Annotated in this window: 18 protein-coding genes; 7 read left to right on the top strand and 11 right to left on the bottom strand. The window is 45.6% G+C overall.

Going from position 1 to position 19,822, the window contains the following annotated elements; all coding sequences use genetic code 11:
• Nucleotides 1–8: 8 nt before the first annotated feature.
• Together IPL83_04375 and IPL83_04370 are read left to right on the top strand one after the other, a co-directional pair.
• On the top strand, nt 9–356 hold the full coding sequence (locus IPL83_04375) for a hypothetical protein (protein ID MBK9038390.1): 348 nt from the start codon (nt 9–11) through the stop codon (nt 354–356).
• Nucleotides 357–602: 246 nt separating this feature from the next.
• Nucleotides 603–1,127 carry a hypothetical protein gene (locus IPL83_04370; protein MBK9038389.1) on the top strand — a complete coding sequence of 175 codons (525 nt, stop codon included), beginning with the start codon at nt 603–605 and terminating at the stop codon, nt 1,125–1,127.
• Between the two features lie 36 nt (nt 1,128–1,163).
• Here the strand turns inward: IPL83_04370 and IPL83_04365 are convergent, their stop codons facing one another.
• The 4 genes from IPL83_04365 to IPL83_04350 form a co-directional block, all read right to left on the bottom strand.
• Nucleotides 1,164–1,748, bottom strand: coding sequence for a chalcone isomerase family protein (locus tag IPL83_04365; GenBank protein MBK9038388.1), 585 nt, complete (start codon nt 1,746–1,748; stop codon nt 1,164–1,166).
• 74 nt (nt 1,749–1,822) lie between these two features.
• On the bottom strand, nt 1,823–2,728 hold the full coding sequence (locus tag IPL83_04360; protein MBK9038387.1) for a tetratricopeptide repeat protein: 906 nt from the start codon (nt 2,726–2,728) through the stop codon (nt 1,823–1,825).
• A gap of 731 nt (nt 2,729–3,459) precedes the next feature.
• Nucleotides 3,460–4,626 carry a hypothetical protein gene (locus IPL83_04355; protein MBK9038386.1) on the bottom strand — a complete coding sequence of 389 codons (1,167 nt, stop codon included), beginning with the start codon at nt 4,624–4,626 and terminating at the stop codon, nt 3,460–3,462.
• A 2-nt stretch (nt 4,627–4,628) separates the two neighbouring features.
• Entirely contained in the window at nt 4,629–5,627 is a 999-nt protein-coding gene (locus tag IPL83_04350) for a hypothetical protein (protein MBK9038385.1), read from the bottom strand.
• A gap of 70 nt (nt 5,628–5,697) precedes the next feature.
• Between IPL83_04350 and IPL83_04345 the strand changes: the two genes are divergently transcribed.
• The gene (locus tag IPL83_04345) at nt 5,698–6,930 is read left to right on the top strand and encodes an endonuclease/exonuclease/phosphatase family protein (protein MBK9038384.1); all 1,233 of its coding nucleotides are present in this window, start codon (nt 5,698–5,700) and stop codon (nt 6,928–6,930) included.
• 28 nt (nt 6,931–6,958) lie between these two features.
• Here IPL83_04345 and IPL83_04340 read toward each other — a convergent pair whose 3' ends face one another.
• From IPL83_04340 to IPL83_04325, 4 genes are all read right to left on the bottom strand, one after another.
• On the bottom strand, nt 6,959–7,585 hold the full coding sequence (locus IPL83_04340) for an ATP-binding protein (protein ID MBK9038383.1): 627 nt from the start codon (nt 7,583–7,585) through the stop codon (nt 6,959–6,961).
• Nucleotides 7,582–9,006: an MBL fold metallo-hydrolase gene (locus IPL83_04335; GenBank protein ID MBK9038382.1), complete on the bottom strand. Its 1,425-nt coding sequence runs from the start codon at nt 9,004–9,006 to the stop codon at nt 7,582–7,584. The genes IPL83_04340 and IPL83_04335 overlap by 4 nt, the downstream gene beginning before the upstream one ends.
• Nucleotides 9,007–9,023: 17 nt before the next feature.
• Nucleotides 9,024–10,124 carry a universal stress protein gene (locus IPL83_04330; GenBank protein ID MBK9038381.1) on the bottom strand — a complete coding sequence of 367 codons (1,101 nt, stop codon included), beginning with the start codon at nt 10,122–10,124 and terminating at the stop codon, nt 9,024–9,026.
• 200 nt (nt 10,125–10,324) lie between these two features.
• Nucleotides 10,325–10,612 carry an RNA-binding protein gene (locus IPL83_04325; GenBank protein ID MBK9038380.1) on the bottom strand — a complete coding sequence of 96 codons (288 nt, stop codon included), beginning with the start codon at nt 10,610–10,612 and terminating at the stop codon, nt 10,325–10,327.
• 337 nt (nt 10,613–10,949) lie between these two features.
• Here IPL83_04325 and IPL83_04320 point away from each other — a divergent pair, with 337 nt between their 5' ends.
• The 4 genes from IPL83_04320 (at nt 10,950) to IPL83_04305 (ending at nt 15,918) form a co-directional block, all read left to right on the top strand.
• The gene (locus IPL83_04320) at nt 10,950–11,711 is read left to right on the top strand and encodes a hypothetical protein (GenBank protein ID MBK9038379.1); all 762 of its coding nucleotides are present in this window, start codon (nt 10,950–10,952) and stop codon (nt 11,709–11,711) included.
• 31 nt (nt 11,712–11,742) lie between these two features.
• Nucleotides 11,743–12,339, top strand: coding sequence for a hypothetical protein (locus tag IPL83_04315; GenBank protein ID MBK9038378.1), 597 nt, complete (start codon nt 11,743–11,745; stop codon nt 12,337–12,339).
• A gap of 207 nt (nt 12,340–12,546) precedes the next feature.
• Nucleotides 12,547–15,075, top strand: a complete 2,529-nt coding sequence (locus IPL83_04310) for a hypothetical protein (GenBank protein MBK9038377.1) — start codon at nt 12,547–12,549, stop codon at nt 15,073–15,075.
• 87 nt (nt 15,076–15,162) lie between these two features.
• Nucleotides 15,163–15,918, top strand: coding sequence for a pentapeptide repeat-containing protein (locus IPL83_04305; protein ID MBK9038376.1), 756 nt, complete (start codon nt 15,163–15,165; stop codon nt 15,916–15,918).
• A 28-nt stretch (nt 15,919–15,946) separates the two neighbouring features.
• Here the strand turns inward: IPL83_04305 and IPL83_04300 are convergent, their stop codons facing one another.
• The 3 genes from IPL83_04300 to IPL83_04290 form a co-directional block, all read right to left on the bottom strand.
• Complete coding sequence (locus IPL83_04300) at nt 15,947–17,203, bottom strand: S8 family serine peptidase (GenBank protein ID MBK9038375.1); 1,257 nt, start codon at nt 17,201–17,203, stop codon at nt 15,947–15,949.
• Nucleotides 17,204–17,403: 200 nt separating this feature from the next.
• The gene (gene tadA / locus IPL83_04295) at nt 17,404–18,663 is read right to left on the bottom strand and encodes a Flp pilus assembly complex ATPase component TadA (GenBank protein ID MBK9038374.1); all 1,260 of its coding nucleotides are present in this window, start codon (nt 18,661–18,663) and stop codon (nt 17,404–17,406) included.
• Between the two features lie 127 nt (nt 18,664–18,790).
• The gene (locus IPL83_04290; protein ID MBK9038373.1) at nt 18,791–19,564 is read right to left on the bottom strand and encodes a hypothetical protein; all 774 of its coding nucleotides are present in this window, start codon (nt 19,562–19,564) and stop codon (nt 18,791–18,793) included.
• Nucleotides 19,565–19,822: the final 258 nt, after the last annotated feature.

The raw sequence follows: 19,822 nt of genomic DNA, 5'->3' as shown, positions 1-19,822 counted from the left end.
AAACGATAATGCCTTGCTTCGAGCACAAATTCTTCTGGCTTCGGGTACTCCTCGTTTTCAAGTTTACCTCTGTCGTCCTGGGGGCTTCTTTCGCGAAGGCAGGAAGCTCAAATTCGACCTGTGTGTTTCATCTCGCTCAACAAGTTCGGCACCCAATTGAAGTGTCTGAGGCGATAAATCTTGTCGTCCGTTCCCTTCATGAGCGTCGAGAAGAAATCGAAGCGCTGAGCAATCCGTATCGGACTGCGGCCAAAACCGATTGGCTGGGCTACGTGATTGCAACTCCAGTCACCCTAGATTTTGAGAGGAAGCGCGGAAACTTCGTCCTGAATTCAATTCGGGAACAAATTAAATAAATCACCTTTTCGCCGAAAGGGGTCTGAGACAGCAATGTGGATGCCAGTCAGCAATTGCTGTGGTGGCAAGTGGAGGGTCTTCGAAGAAGAAGCGGTCGATATTTTTGCCGGAAATAGTCACCCCAAAGACCCTTAATGTCCGCAGATAGAGCTCCTCTCTCGCCTTATTATCTTCAGAGCCTCTAAAGCACCGGCATAGACCTTGCTCTAGATGTCATCGTTCAGCCATACTTTGAGGAGAGTGCCATGAGGAAACTGCTTGGATTCGTAATTTTGAGCTTTGCTCTTTTAGCTCCATTGATGAGTTACGCGGTAAAAGTAAAGACCACGAACCTCAAGAAAAAGGCCTTTTTTTCTGCCCAGGAGGGAGAAAATCTTTACACCCCACTTGACTTGAAATTAAAACGCTTTCGATTCACTCCAACTGATTACAAGATCTGCGGCAAGGTCCTTGTGAGAGAAGAAAATTCACTCAGCTATTCTTGTACGCTAGAGTTACCCTATCGTTCGACAAATGTTCAGTTACGCGAACACTTGAGTCCTCAATCGGTCAGCGTAAAGAGCGGGAACTCAAGAAAAAATGTTCAGATTGATGTTTCAGAAGATGGACGATTCGTGACTTTTTCTGCAGAATTTGACTCCCAAGGACTCGATTTTGAATTGGCCGAATTCAACGAAGACTTTTTTAAAGTCTACGATAAATCTGCGCTCTCATTAATTTCTGAAGCAATGAAAAGAACCCCACTTCGCCTGCAGGTCCTAGAGAATTAAAAAAGCTCTCTCATCGCAAAGATAAACCAGCTCGAACTACTTTTTCCCAAGAAGCGAATTTTTGACCTCTTGGCTAAACATCTTAGGACCGATAAAGATTGCCAAGAGATTTTTGGCAAATGATTTGCTTGCTATCGAACCCTTTTTTGGATTTCGACCCTTTTGATCAACCTCCAGGCGGTCCGGATAAAAAGTTAAAGACATGCGCTGCCCTTTTCTCATTTCACCCATCAGGCTATTGAACTCTTTTAAAGGCCCTTTGTAGGCATCACAGTCAACAATACAACCCTTAAAAACGGCTTCAGACCAAGCTTCTGTGATTTGTTCCTTCTCAACATTGCGAACAAATTCCATTTCAAGAAATTTGCTCTTATCGCCTGAAATGACTTCGTCGCCATCCTCGCTCTTTTCCTCTAGATACAATCCTGCCACATAAACTTTAATAGGAATTCCAAATTTAGAAACCTTACGAAGGGCCAGCCCATTGAGACTTAATTTTTTTTCAGCTAAGCTGAGGCTATCTTCCATTTTTACACCTTCAAGCTCGGCTGCGTATCCCGTTCTGACAAATACCAGAGATAAAAAAGAAACAAATACAAACCCAAAAACAACCACCTTCATGGCAATCTCCCCTTTTTTATTGTCCAAATTATTGCGCAAATTTTTCTCCAATTTTAAATCATTTGCCCGCCGGGCTACTTGCCCTTAGATTCACTCTCATCATTAGAGAAAGATAAAAACTCAACTCCGAATTTTACCCATTCTTTCATTTTAAGATAATCCAACATCTGCCGGCCCACTCTCATTTCACATTCATCACAAAGCGATACCGCGACATTATTCATCCACCATGGACCGATCCTCAAGCGAGGAATTTCCAACCGCTCAATTTCACTAAAATCACGAAGCTTGCGCTTCGTCAAAACCTCACGAATCAGTTGTGCATCAATCGTTGACCGCGGGAGGATCAAATCAGGCTGAGATTCATCGACGAGCACAAACTTAACAAGCTCTTTTTCCGCCAGCCACAAAGGGAGGTAATATTGATCTCCGTTCAATGAGGGAGCTAGAAATTCCACAGCCGAAGTACGATCCTTTCTGCTTTCTTGACTCTGCAAAAAGGAATTTATGCTCATTACTTTCTGTCCCCAAAAAACATCCTTTTCTGGGTGCCCATCTTCATGATGTCCGATGAGAGCAAGAGCTTCTTCGGTCCTCTCCATGCTCACCAACTGATCCACAAGCTCCGTGAGGGCTTCAAGATAATCCGGGTTCTTTGTCAAAGTTTTGTAGTACCACTCTATTCCTCTTTCCCTTTCTCCCAAATGAATAAGGGAGCGGGCATACCAAAACATGGCGTCATAAGCTTCTCCCCCCAGCGAAAAATAAGCTTCAAAATACTTTCTAGATTCATTCCACCTTCCAAGTTGACAGTGGGCGATAGCCAGATTTGCTAGAGCTGCGCGTTGACGTGGTTGGCGCTGCACGACTTCAGAAAAGGCATCGACCGAACAATCAAATTTCTCAAGAGAGTTACAAATAGCCCCCATGCTGAGCCAGTCCTCAATTGTGGCCTGGCCCATTGCACGCTTCAGAATCAACCAAGAAGCCTCAATGCTGAATTTCTGCCACAGGACGAGTTGAACACCAAAGAACAGGGTGAAGCCCAAAAACAGACCAAATAGACACCTTTGAACAGTTTTGGACCAATTCCTATGAGGCTTCCTGGAGAATTCCCTCGCATCTGCGATCCAAGAACAATTCTGGCACTCAATCTTCCCGAAGGGATTGTCTTGATCCAAACTGGAACTTCCACACTGGGGACAATTTTCTAAAAAATGCATTGATATTCAAACTTTCAAACCTAAGGACTCGACTTTTGTTGGTGAGCCATTCTTGCATATGAAACCAATCAATTCCATTGGAGATAACAACATGAATTTAGATCAGACAAGAATTAACAGTCAATGCCCTGAGCGCCATCGATTGTTCATTGAGATACAAAATCAATGCCCCCTGTGCGAGACAGACCTCACTATCCATGTTCTGTTCAAGCCGGATGCTCAGAGCTTGGTGGAAAATGCTGAATGTCCAAAATGTGGCGTAACGACCAGAACAATGGACCATTTCGTCCACTAAATCGAATTGACTTTTCTTAAAAGAAACTGGACTAGACCTGTCTGAACTCGACCGACTCGTTGTCCGGATGGCGGAGTTCTTTGTAGATTTTCTTCAATCCTCATTCTGCTCCCAGACCACAGCAGTCATTCGAATGCCAATCGGCCAAAAAAACGTCATTTTCTAATTGATCAGTCAAAATAATGACCCCTCATCAAACCACCTTCCTCCTTCGAACTCGGTCCCACAGAACCAAAAAGCTCGCGCCGATCCCCAGCACAGTGATACCAACATGGGCCAAGGCCCCAATATAGGGAATCCATCCAAAGATTTCAAAAATAAGAATACCAAGACTCACAATGATCAGCTCGTGTCGTTCCCTGAAAAATCCTAGCTTATTGACGATCACCTGCATTGCAGCAACACAGCCCATGACGGAGAGGTAGCCCGTCAATAAAAATTGGACTGGCAATAGCGAAATGCCAAAAACAGTCACAACCAAAAAAAGAGCGACCGGAAGATAGGCCACTAAGTACAAAAAACCGGCCAATCCAGCTCCAAAAAAATCTTCCCGAATGTTCCGCTGAACCTCGAGGAAAAGATCGGGGGCTAGCCGGACAACCAAAAGACCAACACACAAAAGAAAAAATATTTTGAAAAATCGAAATCCCCATAAAAAAACTGAGCTACCAACCAAGTCAAAAAGATTGAACTCATTCGCAGAGTTTAAGAACAAATCAAAAGAACGATGAAAGGGACTAAATACCTGAGAGGGCCCATGGTGCACCTTTGCTCCTGGATGAATCTGAAGGTCTCCACCAAGATTATCAAGCTCTTCAGTTATCTCAGCTGAAGAATGAATCCGCACCTGCCCACCCTTCACGGTGAGGCGCGCCACTTTCCCCCTGATTTCGGCCTGCCCACCAAGTATAACCAATTCTTCTAAGGATTCTCCTTGAGCTAGCTCAAACTTGCCTCCAACAACGACTCGCCGATTTTCTTGTCCCGCATCTTCCCCTGCTCCAGGGACAACAGGACTGCCCCCATTCAACTGAAGATGCACAAGATTTGTTATCTCCTCAATAGACTGTTCGGGCTCGCCGGATTTCAATTTATCCTTTATGGATTCCAATACATCTCCCTGCAGTTTGACTTCAGTGACAGCCGAGGAGATCACACGGTCGGACAGCTGTCGATCCTGCTCCAATTCTCTTTCCAAAGCTTCTTTTAAATCAGCGGAAATCTCTAGACCATAAATTTGAATCTTCACCTGACCTTTGCCCAAGCTCAAGATGATTTCGGCTTCGTCCGCAGCAAAAAGGCGAAGAGAATATCCAAAAAAAATAAAGGCAAGCAATATGACCAAAGAATATTTTTTCACAATTAAAACCTCACATAGGTCATCAGTGAATACTGAAGTTCCTCCTCCCGAAATAAAGCCAATGGTTTCTGCCGAAGCTTTGCTGAGGGAGTCTTAAATTCTCTCAATTTTATATCATTGATGATACCCGCGAGAAAATTGATTGAACTCAGACTGTAGCTCACCATGAAACTCAGATTCAGAAACTCATCCCGTTTGGCCGCCAAATCCAACGAGGGAACATCATAAATCCACTGGTGAGTCATTCCCACTCGCTGGCTGAAGCCCAATTCAGTCGTCAGTATTTCACTCAATTCTAAAAAATGCTCAAGCTCAGCCTGCTTATTTCCCTTTGCAAAGCCAAAATGATTGGTTGTCCCGCGACGAGCGTAAAAGTAATATCCCTGATGCATGTGGTAAGACAGCTCAATCCCTCTCCCAACTGGAGTTGTAAAAACAAATCGTGCTTCGGCACGGGTCAACTGCTTGTTCACCTTTGAAGCTTCACTGAGAGGGAGGTACAATCTGAATGCACCAAACAGACCAATATCGCCAGGAAACAAGGCGATGCCATAATGAGAGTACTGCAGATAGGGATCACCTATTGCAACTTCAGAACCAACATCCTCACCAAAAAAATTTTTTCCAGCGCTAGATAGAAAAAATACCGGCCGGAAAGAAATCTTGCTCTCGTAATTGAGCCGATAGTCCACACCAATAAAATTATAAAATGAAAACTGTCCATCCCCATTCCGGTAATCTCTCGAGTTGACAGTCGCCCAGTTAAAATAACTGTAAGAAAACGGGGATTTTTTTCGACTCATCGTATCTTGCTCGGTGAAAGGAATGAGAGCCCGTCGCTGAGGTGGCAGCGCTAAATCCTGAATTGGCTCTGGAACCTCTTCCACCGTTAATCGCGATTTGGAAGAACTCGCCGGCTCTTGACTATGAACAATTCCAAGAAAACCGTGTATCGCAAGAACAAAGAGGAAATATCGACCTCTTCGACCCCAATATTTCAAGATTAATCCCCCGAGAAATGGTTCTAGTGGCCCTTATCGCAATCAAAATGCCCGCGCATCGATTTCTCCCATGGATAGATTTAGCTTGCAAGGCAAATTGATTGAAACTGAGTCTGGCATAAGGCTTAATGGACTTCGAGAATTCAACGCAGCCGCGCCGGAGCAAAAAGTGAGAGACTTGAAAACGACGATAGTTCCAAAACTCAAATCAAGATTGACATTAATGCTCATTTTGCAATTCATCGTGAGTTGCACGACAGTGCATCACCAGTCACAGGATTCTCAACACGAGAGCGTCCTCAGTTTGATGGCCTACAATGTAGAAAACCTCTTCGATACTGAGCACGATGCAGATCGCGAAGATTTTGACTATCTTCCCCGCTCAAAAAAGCAGTCAGCCGAGCATCGAAACAATTGCAAAGAGTCAAACTCACGTCATATGGACACTTGTTTGAACATGGACTGGTCAGAGCCAGTCCTTCAGAGAAAGCTCGAGCGTTTGGCACAGGTAATTTTGCAGGTCAACGGAGGCCTTGGACCTGACATTCTTCTTCTCGAGGAGGTCGAAAATATTCGAGTCCTTCAAATCCTGCGCGATCAATACTTGAAAAAATCCAACTATCAAACGCTGATCCTGATCGAGGGCCCCGACAAGCGCGGAATCGATATTGGACTCTTATCTCGCCTTCCAGAAAATCCTTCGGAGCCGGCAAAACTTCATCTGATACCATTTAAAGCAAACAATCTAGAAGATCAGACATGGATGGCCCGAAGCCGGGGAATCTTGCAAGTCAATCTCATCCTACCTGATACCGAAACACTTACCGTCTTCGGAGTCCACTTTCCTTCGCCCCACAATCCCATTTATTGGAGAGAACAAGCCATCGACCACCTGATTCGACTGAAAAGCAAATTGCCTACCGATCGAATGACTGTGGCAGGCGGTGATTTTAATATTTCATCAGAGGAGGAGAAGAAGGTCGGGCAATTTCGACTTCGACTGGCTCCTCAGTGGCAAATCTCTCATCTTATTGGATGTCAGGACTGCCGCGGAACAAACTATTTTACTCCGGCTAAATCATGGTCATTTTTGGATGCCCTTCTTTTTCACAAGGAAATGTCACCAGCGGGCTCAGCCAAATGGTACGTCGATCCTAAATCCATTTATATTCCAAATCAAAACAAATACCAAGTCAGCCGCTGGCTCACACCTGCTCGCTTTTCAGAGACCTCTCCGACAGGAGTCAGCGATCACTGGCCAATTATGGCCTGGCTTCGCAAAAAGGAATTGAAGACACAGTGAGTTTTTTTTAGCCAGCTGCCCCGTGAACCTAGCTTTTAAAAACACCATTACGAACGTCAATCGGCAGACTTTTACAGATTGAATCATAATCTTCATTGGAGAGAATACATTCTACAATGGAAATCACAGCCGATACCTTCTTAAAGAACGATTCGGTGCTCGGGATAATAAAACGGCGGGGATGCCCAGCCCAGCACTTTTTTATCTTCTGATTAATTAAGTCGGCCTCTTTGTGATTTTCGATGCGAACCACGTTATCCTTGTCATAGGACTCAGCCCCAGCTGTATCCAAGTGAATAACCCAGTCATAACGCTTCAACTCTTGTTCCATTGTCGATTCAACGGCCTTAAAAAAACCATCTTCCCGCATCTCTGGCCAATAAGCCAACCCATCCAAGGTGCCACGATCGCAGATCAATAAGTTTTGCTTCACATTTTCTATTTCGAAAATTCCTTCATGCGCAATCTGAACTGCATAAATAGCCTTTTGCTGAAGTTTAATCGCTTCGGGAAAACTACGCCTCGAAAATCCACCGCTAAACAAAATACTGGCTGCTTCGGGAATCATTGTCACTCGACGAGAAAATGATTTTGTAATAGACAAAGCCATCGTGGTCTTTCCGCCTGAAGGACCTCCCGTGAGAACTATTTTCATTGCCTCTCCACATCAAGATTTTTCTTCTGACCATTGATCAGAAACTCGTCATTCAACTGAGGAATCACAACTTTCCAGCCCAACTCATGAATGATTCGATACCGGAGTGATCGCAAGGCATTTGGTTCTCCATGATTCAAAAACACACCTCGTGGAGGACATTTAAGATTCTTGAGCCAATCCATAATATCATCGGAATCTGCATGGGCAGAAAAACTATCTACCGATATGATTTCAGCTTCGACGGTCACCAACTGGTGGTGAATCCGAACACTTGTCAAACCTTGTTTCAGCAGTAAGCCTTTTGTTCCTTCAGCTTGGTACCCGACAAACAGAACGGCACTCTTCGGATCTGGCAGTTTTGCTTTGAGATGATGAAGGATTCTGCCCCCCGTAAGCATGCCAGCCGCCGAAATAACAACTTTTGGAGAAGTGTCCATGCACAATAACATGGAATCATCCGCAGATCTCACGGCTTCGTAGGAGGTTGTACAAAGAGGTGTTTGCAATTGCCCATCGATAAATGCAAGCCGCAGTTCTTCCGGATGATTCATGTACACCTGAGTCGCATCAAGTGCCATGGGGCTATCGACGTAAACTGGTGTTTTTGGTATGAGCTTTTGACTCTCCAATTCACGAATGATGTAAAGCAACTCCTGGGTTCTGCCAACCGTAAAAGCTGGAACGACCAAAGTCCCGCCTCGCCCCAACACCCGCTTGATTATTTTGCCAAGCAAATCAATATGATCCTCTCTCGGCTGAACTCGATCTCCATAGGTCGACTCGAGCACCAAGTAATCTGTTTCAGTCAGAGCGACGGGAGGTTTAATGATATGAGAACGCCCATTGCCAAGATCTCCAGAAAAGCTAATCAGGCGCGAACCATGATCTCCTTCGTAAGCAAACTGAATAATGGACGAACCCAAAATATGACCAGCTCGCAAAAAACGCAGACTCAACCCAGGAACCATTTCATGCCAATCGTCAAAACTCAGAGGTTGAAAGTGCCTCAGCACTCTGACCGCATCATCGGTAGTATAAAGAGGAAGGGCCGGATCATGTTTCGAATGACGGCTTCGATTGGCGTATCTGGCATCTTCTTCTTGGAGATGAGCCGCGTCCAATAGCATGATTTCGCACAAGTCTTTTGTTGAACGCGTGGAATAGACAGGACCCGTAAAACCCTCTTTGACCAGCTTGGGTAAGTATCCAGAATGGTCAATGTGAGCATGAGTCAAAACAACTGCATCAAGATTTTTTGCCCCAGGAAAAACGTCCCAATTGAGTTGCCGAATCTCTTTGGGCCCCTGATAAAGTCCGCAGTCCACGAGAATTCGAAACTTATCATAATGAACCAAAGTCCGACTTCCAGTGACAGTCCCTGCACCACCTAAAAATTGAATACGAAGCTTCCTAGACATAATCAAAACCACTCTTCTTAAACGTGAACAACCCAAACCGGGCAGCTGGCTTCTCGAACCATTTGTCTGCCAATGCTACCCACCAGGACAGAGGAAATTGGCCCTGATTTTGACCCTACCGCAACCAAATCAACACTATTTTGAGAAACATATTGATTGATTGAATCGGTGATAAAACCAGGTTTTTCTTCAATAAAAAATTTAGCATCCACTCCCATCTTTGCGGCTTCAGCCACCAAGACTTGACTTTCTTTTTCCCTCGCGTCCGACTCTAAATCGATATATTGTTGGACAGAAACCCAACCTCCTCCAGCCATGTAAACTCCTGTTTGAACCATTGGTTCAATGGGATCCGGGAGTTTATGATAAATGATCAGTTGTGCGCCGTATTTTTTGCAAAACACCAAAGTTTTCTTAAAAGCCTTCTTATTAGACGCCGAAAAATCAGTGGGAAAGAGCACCTTTTTGAACTGAGTCACCGACTTGGTCTCGGGATTAACCAAAATAAGTGGCACTTTTGTTGTCATGAGAGCTGTCTCTGCAAAAGAACCCAAGAAAAGTCGCGCCAATCCTGTCCGCGCGTGGCTGTTCATGACCAAAACTTCTGCTTGACTCTTTTCGACGAATTTCAAAAGCTTGCTCACATTGGAAGCCATTGAAGTCTCTTTATTCGTTATAATTTCAGGTTCAAGCAAGGACGAAATACCGAGACCGGAAAGGACTCTGGTGAAGGCCTCTCTTACTTTTGGCTCAAACACGGCCATCCAAGGACCCGAAAACTCTCCCGTGAAATTAAAATTGCTTGGACTCAATACGTAAACTGGTTGAATCGTGGTCTTTCCCTCCAGAGAAAGGGCCTTCACAATGGATGTCAACTTTGACCAACTCGGCCCGCTTGCCTTAAAAGGATCAACGGCCCAAACAATCTGACGAGAAAAATCTGAACTCTTGGGCTTGGAAGAAATCTTTGAAGAAGTCTTGGAAGAAATAGAAGACTTCTTACTTTTTAGATGCTTCTTGCTTTTCAGGGTTCCTCCCTCACTCTTTCTTTTTCCAGCAGATGGTTTTCCAGCAGATCTTTTTGAAGCTTTCATTTTCGCAGTGTTCTTTTTGCTCATGGTTTGCCTTTCTCGCTCTCCCGCCTCTTACTTTTTAAAAAAAGAGAGAGAACAACGTCTGTCCAATAATTCACAGTTTGGGTGGCAGAGAATATACCTTTAGTCTTTCAGACTCAACTGTTGAGATAAGTTTTCTGTAATTGTAGATTATAGATTTCCATCCGCAACAGTCAAACTATGGGCAGAAAAATATTCTCAATTCAAACGGACATTCCGCGGCCATGAAAAAAAGAACTACTTCGGCCGCGATCCTGAGCGACACTGACCCGGAGACTACGCCCCCCAATCATTGTTCCATCAAGGGCGACAGCCTTTTCAACAGCCTCAGGTTTTCCAAATGTCACGAAACCAAAGCCCCGAGCTTTCCCAGTATAAAAATCTTTAACAATTTTTAACTCGAGAATCTCTCCACAACCTGCAAAGATAGATCGCAAGGCATCATCAGTTAAATCATATGACAGATTTCCCACATAGACTTTGTTGGCCACACATCCTCCCATCCGTGGATGCAGCACTCAATTGCTAGGAAAAAACAATATCCAATCCAGTCATTGTATTCATAACACTCTTCATTATGACAAATTTTTCTCACTGAACACAACCCCATTTGCACTTCTCGACGAAAATACTGACTCGACTCAATTGTCTTCTGCTTTGCGCATGGCAAAATTCGTGAGACGAAAGTCCTTGGCGGCCAAGCAACCTCTCTTTCGCATGGTCTTGATTTCAATTTGTCCGATTGGTTGCGATCCCGCCTCATGTTATCTTTGGTCTTTGGGACATCCTCATGCCTTCGAAGGAAACCTCTCATAGAATTTAAACCAAATGCTTGAACCTTTGAATTCTCCAAAGCCTGGTTTTGAGTCTCGACTCCCTGCTATTTCTTTAATTATTCCAGTCAAAAATGGCGAAAGTCTTCTTTTAGCAAATTTTGCCGAAATCACCCGTGAACTGGAAAATTTAGAAATTCCATTTGAAATCGTATATGTTGACTATGGATCAACTGATCACTCAAAAATGATCATGAGCGGGCTTGCACAAAATTATTCCTATGTGAAAGCTTTTTTTGTCACGTCTCCTGCTACTTCTTCCCATCCTTTTGATTCTATCTCCTCTTGCCTGCGCTATGGAGTCAAACGTGCGCGTTATGAAGTGATTGCCTTTCCAGGAATAGCGAAGAGTTTCTCGATGAAAGAATTAAAGTCTCATCTGATCGCCTTGGAGAAGGGATACAGTCTCGTTTTTCGACGGCCTTCTCTCGGAATTGGCTCCTCTCTTGTGTCACTTCTATCGACCACATTTCTTAGTATTTTTTTAAGAAGGAGAATCCGTATAGCGCCAAAGGAGTTCGAAACAGCAGGATGGATTTCGAAAAAGGAAATTCTGAGTGGACACCTGCATTTGCCATTCATTGAACGCCTGCTCCCTTTTTACTTCAGGCTTCAAGGACTTCAAATTCTTGAGAAAAATAAATCGATTCAAGATGAGTCGAGTCACGACGAACCAATTGAACTTAACTCAGCTCAATTCAAGCCAAATCAAACACTTCAACATACGCGCCAAGAAATCAAAAAGCGACAGGCTTAAAAATTTCCCCATTTCTGCCGATGTGCATTAAGTGAAACTTATAAGACCTTGTCTCTATTTTGGATTTTTCGTTCTGCCTCTCCTCGGATGCGAGGGTGGGGTTCCTGAATTTTCAGAATTGGGATCAAATAAAATACCCATTCCCACTTTTTCAGGAAAGTCGACAACAACGATCACCTTGACTTCGCCCACTCAGACCATTTCCTTGGCAGGCGAGTGTGACCAACGAGTGAAGGACATCGAGGTGCAATTTAAAGATCTGAGCCAATGGGCGGGAGCTTCTGAGTTTTCGCTGGTACCTCCTTCAATAAATTGTGAAAAATCAAGCCGCTCCTTTTCTCTCTCCCTCAAAGGCCTATCTCAGCTCGGATTTTGGGGCCAATTGACCCAGCCAATAACTTTTCAGATCAGCCTTCGCTCTTCCACAAAGATTGGCCCCAGTGGCTCCAGCACTGTCAATGTCTTCTACAGACCCGCAGATTCAGGCAAACCACCTTTGGGAAACATTTCCTCCGGTTCAGGCTCCGCTTCTTCGAGTAATTACAAGCTTGATGCTGGTATCAACTTTGGAAACACCCAGTCATCAACCAGCCCCAACTATCGAGTCGAAGGCGCCACTGTGCGGTGACACACCAGTTTAATCTGGGGCGGTTTTTGCAAAATCTCATTAAGACCCATAGCTCGAAGATTTTGACACACACTTATGAAATCTGGAGTGGCCGCTTAAACTCTACCAAAGTCTAGCCGATAAGCTGTGTAGGCACTCGCGGGCGTGATCGCTGGCGAGGCTGTGGTTGATCCCATCAATTGTACGTTTCTGGGGGGGAATGGTTCGGTGAAAACAGACAGTCGATTTTCTATCATTCTGTCTTCGTTAGTCCTGATATTGGTTTCGTCTTATATCGAACCGAAGGCACAGGCAGGTGATGTTGAATTGACATTCACTTTAGATGGTCGGCTTTTTACTCCCGCCGGATTCCCCAACAATAGCAATTCTACATCTTTTCGATTTCAAATATGGGATCCATCATCTTCCTGCATGCTTTATGAAGAAACTCAAGTAAACATAGATTTATCGAATTCGGATCCAGAAAACGTCGGGCGATTTTCACTGAAAATTGGATCGTCTCTCGGCGATCCAAAGCGCAGTGGTTCTGACCCTGGCAACGCAATGAGCACGATTTTTAGTAACATGGTTTCAACGAGCATTCCTGCCGCATCACCTTGCGTTTCAGGATACACTCCCGCCTCGGGAGCTGCCAGGCAGCTTCGCGTTTATGTCAATGACGGTGTCAGTGGCGAACAGCAACTCTCACCTGACTACGTCCTTTCTTCTGTCCCCTCGGCCTTTGTTGCTCAAACAATTCAGGGAATCTCTCCCAGCGAACTCATTCAGGTGCTGGGCTCAGTGTCCCAGGCCAAACTTGAAGGTCTTTCAAGCCGTGCAACGGCCCTTAACGACCTCGCTGACGGAACCTCGGCACTCTACGCCAAGAGCGACGGTTCTAATTGGAATCCCACCGGTACGATGACCATGAACAATCAGCGTCTCTCACAGTTAGCAACACCAATTTCTGCTGATGAAGCCGTAAATAAAAGTTACAGCGATAGCAAATTGGGAGGTCAGAACTTTTCTGCTCCAGCGCCGACAGACGGGCAGTCCATTCGCTGGAGCACGAGCAACAGTAGGTGGGAAGCCTATTCGATCCCCGCAGGAGGCACGGTCACATCAATCACGGCCGGAGTAGGTTTAGTCGCCAACACAATCACGACTTCAGGCACCATCAACGTCGACCTGGGAACGGGTCCAAACCAGGTCTTGAAGATGAACGCCTCGGGCCAGCTCGATCTCGGAGCAGCCTCGATCATTAACACTCCTTCCATTAAGATCAGTCCACAAGGGAAGCTCCAGCTTGGAACTATGAATAGCACCCAAGAAACAACACTTATCGGGTCTCTCAACACCTCCAACCAAGGAGCGACCTGGTATAACTCGGATCTGAGTGCAGTCAGAGTGTGGAGCGGCAGTGCTGCCGAGACCTTAAGTACGAAAAGTTTTGTGTTCAATCTTCCCCTCTCAAGTTCAGTCTTAGCAAACACGACCACCGTGGGACTCAACCTAGGCACCGGGCTTCATTTTAACGGAACTTCTGTTCAAGCAGATTTTGGGAGCTCCAGCTCTCAATGGTTGCAAAACTCATCGATTCCCAATTGTGGTGCCGCCCAAAAGCTTCAGATGAGTTTAGGACCCGTCTATTCCTGGTCCTGCGTGGCTGACTACGACACCACTTCCCCTTCCGGATCTGCTACAGGTGACTTGTCAGGAACCTATCCAAGTCCTGTGGTTGCAAAGCTGCAGGGTCAGACGGTGTCCTCCACTGCTCCGACGACAAATCAAGTTTTGAAATACAATGGCACACAGTGGATTCCTAGCAATGATTTGTGGGAATTCTCGTCAGGAAATGTTTCGCGAATGTCAGGAAGCGTCGGAATTGGCACCTCTTCTCCTGGCTTGCCCCTGGATGTCGTCGGCTCAGGCCGTTTTACCGATAATTTGACCGTCAGTGGCAAACTTGGTGTCGGAGGAGCTCCCGACGCCTCCTCTCCACTTAAAATCTATTCAAGCAACATTGATGCTTTCATCATGCATTCCACAAATACCACCTCCGGCCTCAATTTTCGCAGTGCCGGCAGCGGGACCAGCAATCGAATCTACATCAATGATTCAAACAACTACTACGTCCAAACTCAAAACGGCATTCAGATGAGAATCTTTGATTCGGACGGCACTGTTGAGGTCAAAAAATTACGTGTTCTTACAAGTGATATCGACGCCGGATCCAATAAAGTCATCAACGTGGCCAATCCAACGGCAGCCCAAGACGCCGCCACTAAAAATTACGTTGATACGAAAACAGCATTTACCGGAGCCCGCTACATGCTAACAAACGACCAAACCATTCCCACAGCATCAGCTCCTCGTGTTAATTTTAATACTTCGGATTATGACACGGGAAGCTTTGTTACTACAGGAGCCACCTGGCACTTTACCGCACCTGTCACAGGCTACTATCGCATTTCGGCAAAGATCGAATTTCTTTCCAGCTTGCTAAATTCAGAGGGAGCTTATCTTGAATTCCTGTGGAACAATGGAGTTAAACGCACGATGATTGCCTCTCGCTGGGGTGGCGCTGGCACAGTCGCCTACTTCCCGGTTTTAGATGGGAGCACCACAGTGAGAATGACGGCCGGACAGTTTGCTTGGTTTGAGGTATCGCATGATGGCCCGACTTCTCGCGTAATAGACAGCGATACCGGCAGTGGACAAAGATCTTTTTGTACCATTGAGCTCATCAGTCAGTAGCAGGCTCACACTTTTTACATTTGGAATGGTTTTTCTTGCCTCTGTTTAAAGTCCGAGAGAGAAAGGAGCAACAAAGGAAATCTCAGCATGATTCAGTTTTCTCACCAGGTCAGAGATTTTAAAGATCGCGTGATTGCAAGCATTCTCAAGGAAATTGAAATTCAAAAATTGCGGTTTGGTTTTAAAGATGAAAATGGCAACGCCATTACCATGTCACAGTTTGAGCCTCCTCTCATTCATGACAGTCAATTCGAAAATAACGACGCGCGCGTGTCTTGTTTGATGGGACTGGACCTTCAGCATAGCCGCTTTGTTGGAAACCGCCTGAAGGCCTCCCAAATTTTGGGCGTGTCTCTCCGTCATTCGCGCATGATTGAAAATTCACTTAACAGTAGCACTCTCAACGACCTTGAGCTCAAAGGACAGAGCTCTCTCCAAGAAGTCACCTTTAACGGAAGTCATCTCAATCAGATTTGTCTCCTTGATGGCAGTTTTATTCTCACCTCCCGAGTAGAGGGAAGCCGTATTGAAAGATTCTATGTTCGCGATGCTTCTATTATCGAAAACACTCGCATGAGTGATTTTTCATTGAGAGACGTTGAATGGAACAGGGTGAGAATCGGGTCTGCACAGTTTTATTCTGTAAACATGGCCGATTCTGTTTGGGAGGACGTCGATTTTTCAAACTCGCGATTTCGCAATTGTCGTTTTCTTGGCACCCGAATCTCTGGAGTTAAATTGCGCGATCTAAAAGTGGCTAATGTCGATTTTTCTGGACTGACAATTAAGAGTTCCGAAGATTTTATGGATGTTTTTATGGGTCATAAGATTTTTAGGAAGTAGCTGAATTTCGGCCTCAGGGTCTTGTCTCTTAGTCATTCAATAAATCGAGTGGGTTGATAAATCCTGACCTGACCCTATCTGAGAAGGAATCCCGCAATTGGGCGGTCGAATAAAGTCGATCGATCAGTCGAAAGGGGTCACATCCACCACTCAAACCTCGTGCCAGAATGCCCGCAACGAGAGGAGCTGCCATGGATGTTCCACTCATCTGCCGCCACCGGTCGCTCGGAACAGTTGACAACACATTGCTTCCAGGCGCAACCACGTCAACAGTCTTGGTTCCATAGTTGGAAAAGAGAGAGAGATGGTCATTCCGGTCAGAGGAAGTCACGACAACCATGTTCTTCAGACCCGAAAAGCCAGCCGGGTATATTTTATTCTCCCCGTCTTCCAGATTCAGAGCCTCATTTCCCGCTGCAGTCACATAGATCACCCCGCGCGTTTCTGCATACTCGATGGCTTTGCGCAAGATAAGTAAATTTTCCTCTGAAGGCTCATATCCGTCCCAGCTCTTATAGACCCGCCACGAACTCGACAAAACCTGAGCTCCATTTTCGATAGCGTAAATTATCCCTTGAGCAGCATCAGATAAAAAAGTTGAAGACAAATTATTATCGAGCACTCGCACTGCCATGATTTTTGCTTCAGGAGCAATTCCTGCCCCGACCCCAAAAGGAAGAGCTGCGATAAGACCCGCAACATGGGTCCCGTGTGAATGAGAATCCATTGGATCAGGATCACCATTAACAAAATCATAACCATAAACGTCGTCGACAAAGCCATTGTGATCGTCATCGATGCGATTTAAAGGTATCTCAGCTTCGTTGACCCAGATTTGCGTCGATAGCTGGCGATGCCTGTAATCAACTCCCGTATCAATCACAGCGACCGTGATGCCTTTGCCCGCTTTCTCAGCGGGCAATCTAGCGTAAGATAACCTTTGCAAATGCCAAGCCTTTCCTGCCACATCCGATGGCATCCCAGAAAAAATAACTTTTGAAGTAAATTTCGAACGCCCGCCCAACCCAATTGGAAAATCCGGTTGAGCGCTCTCAGCTCCAAATTGTCGAACCAACGAGGAGGGATAAAAAACCAAAGGGCCGACATGATCCCGTTCAATTATCACAAATAGAGTGGAACCAATTCTAAGCTGGTGATGAACAATTACCTTCTGATCTTGAATCCTTTGAACAGAAGGATTCACCAAAACCCATCTCTCCGCATGAGCAAAGGAGGCCGCAAGTAAGTGAAGTAGAAAAAGACCCAAGACAATTCGACCACTCACAAAACATCTCCAACGGACCTGCGGTGACATCCATTGATAATACCCCCTTAATTGTTCTTGGGACGGATTTGCTTTCAGTCAGGCCGACGACCTACACCTAGGTCTAGCTCTGGGTTTATGAACTGGCCCACTTGATTGTTGTTCCAAACTCCAAGGGAGCTGGCTGAAGCAAGTCTCAGGGGTTCAGCCAGGCACCCTTATCAATCGCGCGGAGAAAACACGGTACCGTAAACGGAGGAAAGATCAATATACCCCTGATAAACGCGAAGAAGTGCCTCTTCACCCAAAGAGGCCATTCCATACTTCCCCGCGATTTCGCGAATTTCCATTCGCGGTCTATTTCGGTTGATGGCCTCCTGAATCTCATTATTTACAAGAAGTAGCTCGAAAATAGGTACTAGTCCCGTCGTGCCCTTCATCGTCACTTCGCCATTGATAACAACAATACACTTTTCACAGCCCGGTCCCTCTTTATAAAACCGCACGTCTTCCGGCGGCTTTAGAATTTCAGAAATGTTATCGAGAATTCGCGATTCCGGTTCATACTCTTCTTTGCAGTAGTGGCACAAGCCAAGAACGAGGCGCTGAGCTAAGGATCCGACCAGCGTATCTGCGACAAAATTCGAACTGACATCAAATGCTTGCATCCGTGAAATAACACCAATGGAATCTCGCGTGTGAAGAGAAGTGAGTATCAAATGACCCGTTTGGGCCAATTGAACAGCTGTGATGGCTGACTCAGCATCACGAATCTCATCTAGAAAAATGACATCGGCGTCCTGTCTCATATAGCTGCGACTCAGTTCAGCAAACCCCGCTCGCTCGGTCACTTGAATATGGTTGACATAAGGCAGGCGTCTTTCAATAGGGTCTTCCGCGGTGATAATTTTTCTTTCCGGACCAGCTAACTCGTGAAGAAATGAGAGAATTGTTGTCGTTTTTCCCGATCCAGCTGGACCATTTAACACGATCATTCCGTTCTGCCGACGAATCATATCTTGGACCGATGTGTACATCGTTTCGGTCATCAGCAATTGGTCCATTGTGATAAACTTCTCATTGCGTTGAATTCGAATACAGATTTCCTCCGCCTCAGGACCAGGAATGATACCCAATCGCAAAGTGACATTTTCTTGATTTGGTCTCTCCAGAACGATCTGCCCATCCTGAGGCAAGCCAATATTGGTAATATTGAGGCCAGCCAGAATCTTGATCCGAGCAACCACTTCATTGTAGTGAATATTGATAAATTGACTTTTCACCATTCTCAACTGGCCGGCGACTCTTAATCGAAGCAGGTACCTCTGCTTATCTCCAGGCACATTGTTGTACCCCATATGGATATCACTCGCTCCTGCGCGAATCGCTAAATCAAAGAGATAGTCCACCATATGAGGAACTGATGCTCCCTCTTGGTCAATGCTCGTTAGCTTCGTAGCTTTTCCGTCAGACTGCTTCAATTAGTAACACTCCAACCCGTCTTTGGTGACACACACACATACATTTGCACAACTCTTTGTCGGAGTTTCTAATGGCCTTCTAAAGGGCGACATCCCTCTTCAGATGTTTAAGATACAAGATTCAAACCTAAGTCATTTTGAAAAATCCAATTTTACAAACAAAATCGGGTTTTTTTGGACGGTAGGACAAACACAGCTTTTTTGCCTCCGAGATAGGATGACGCCCTCGCTTTTTTGCGGAGTAATCAACACAATAGATATGCATTTTTCCAAGACCTCGACTGGTGTCGAGGCCATTCACAATCGTTGTGATTGACTCCTCCAAGTAAAGGCAGCCTGAGAATTTTTCGTTGGGTTCTGCGATCGCACTGTAGAATCTATGAATCAAAAAATCCCACTCACGATAGTCAAGTTTGCGAAACCTCCTTAAAAGCTCATCTATTCCCGCGACCTCCCGGCTGGGGTGGACTTCATAGTCGTTAACCAGACCCATCGCTGAATCAATATCTCCCCGATTAACGTCTGTAACGAATTCCATGACAACTTCCTTGGGACTACTCAAAGACCTTTTCCTGCTGCTTAAGCCCCATGCAGCTCCCTTCTCTGCCCACTCCGACTTTGGTCCGCCAGAAGGGGCTGTCAGGACCTTCTTTCGCGAAGTTCTAGAGACGGAACCACAAACATCGAAATACACATTCGTCAAATACTGGCCATTTGGACAGATGCAACCCCTTTGCCCATGGCTTGTACTTTTCCAAACCCCTCCATTTTCATGACAGATCTGAGAAAGCTCACTTCCCGCAGCTACACCGGCTCCGGCCCCACCCGCCCCCGCCTGCGCGTGAAGCGGAAAAAATAGGACAATCAAGCCTGTCATCAATGAAAAAAAATCGAAACCCATAAATTGTATTCGGAAAATACCAAACCTGAATTTAGGGCTGTTCGCAAATCCCATGAACTGGCCTGCTTGATTGTTGATCCAAACTCCAAGGGTACCTGACTGAACCAAATCTCAGGGGTCCAGGATCTTCAAACAGCGCCGCAGCCGCCCTTGTGAGCACTGCACCAAGCCGAACTCGATCCTGAACCCCTGAGATTTAGTTCAGCCGGCTCCCTGTGGCTCTTGGATACAACAGCTTCACCCAAGGGCTGCAGGCCG

The organism is Bdellovibrionales bacterium (assembly GCA_016716765.1).
Taxonomy (GTDB): domain Bacteria; phylum Bdellovibrionota; class Bdellovibrionia; order Bdellovibrionales; family UBA1609; genus JADJVA01.
Note: the sequence above shows the minus strand (reverse complement) of the source record. Positions and strands in the feature narration are given on the sequence as shown.

Excerpts from the sequence above, each read along its gene's own strand:
- IPL83_04375 (MBK9038390.1), top strand. The coding sequence starts at position 9 with ATGCCTTGCTTCGAGCACAAATTCTTCTGGCTTCGGGTACTCCTCGTT.
- IPL83_04370 (MBK9038389.1), top strand. The coding sequence starts at position 603 with ATGAGGAAACTGCTTGGATTCGTAATTTTGAGCTTTGCTCTTTTAGCT.
- IPL83_04365 (MBK9038388.1), bottom strand. The coding sequence starts at position 1,748 with ATGAAGGTGGTTGTTTTTGGGTTTGTATTTGTTTCTTTTTTATCTCTG.
- IPL83_04345 (MBK9038384.1), top strand. The coding sequence starts at position 5,698 with ATGGATAGATTTAGCTTGCAAGGCAAATTGATTGAAACTGAGTCTGGC.
- IPL83_04340 (MBK9038383.1), bottom strand. The coding sequence starts at position 7,585 with ATGAAAATAGTTCTCACGGGAGGTCCTTCAGGCGGAAAGACCACGATG.
- IPL83_04335 (MBK9038382.1), bottom strand. The coding sequence starts at position 9,006 with ATGTCTAGGAAGCTTCGTATTCAATTTTTAGGTGGTGCAGGGACTGTC.
- IPL83_04330 (MBK9038381.1), bottom strand. The coding sequence starts at position 10,124 with ATGAGCAAAAAGAACACTGCGAAAATGAAAGCTTCAAAAAGATCTGCT.
- IPL83_04320 (MBK9038379.1), top strand. The coding sequence starts at position 10,950 with ATGCTTGAACCTTTGAATTCTCCAAAGCCTGGTTTTGAGTCTCGACTC.
- IPL83_04305 (MBK9038376.1), top strand. The coding sequence starts at position 15,163 with ATGATTCAGTTTTCTCACCAGGTCAGAGATTTTAAAGATCGCGTGATT.
- IPL83_04290 (MBK9038373.1), bottom strand. The coding sequence starts at position 19,564 with ATGGGTTTCGATTTTTTTTCATTGATGACAGGCTTGATTGTCCTATTT.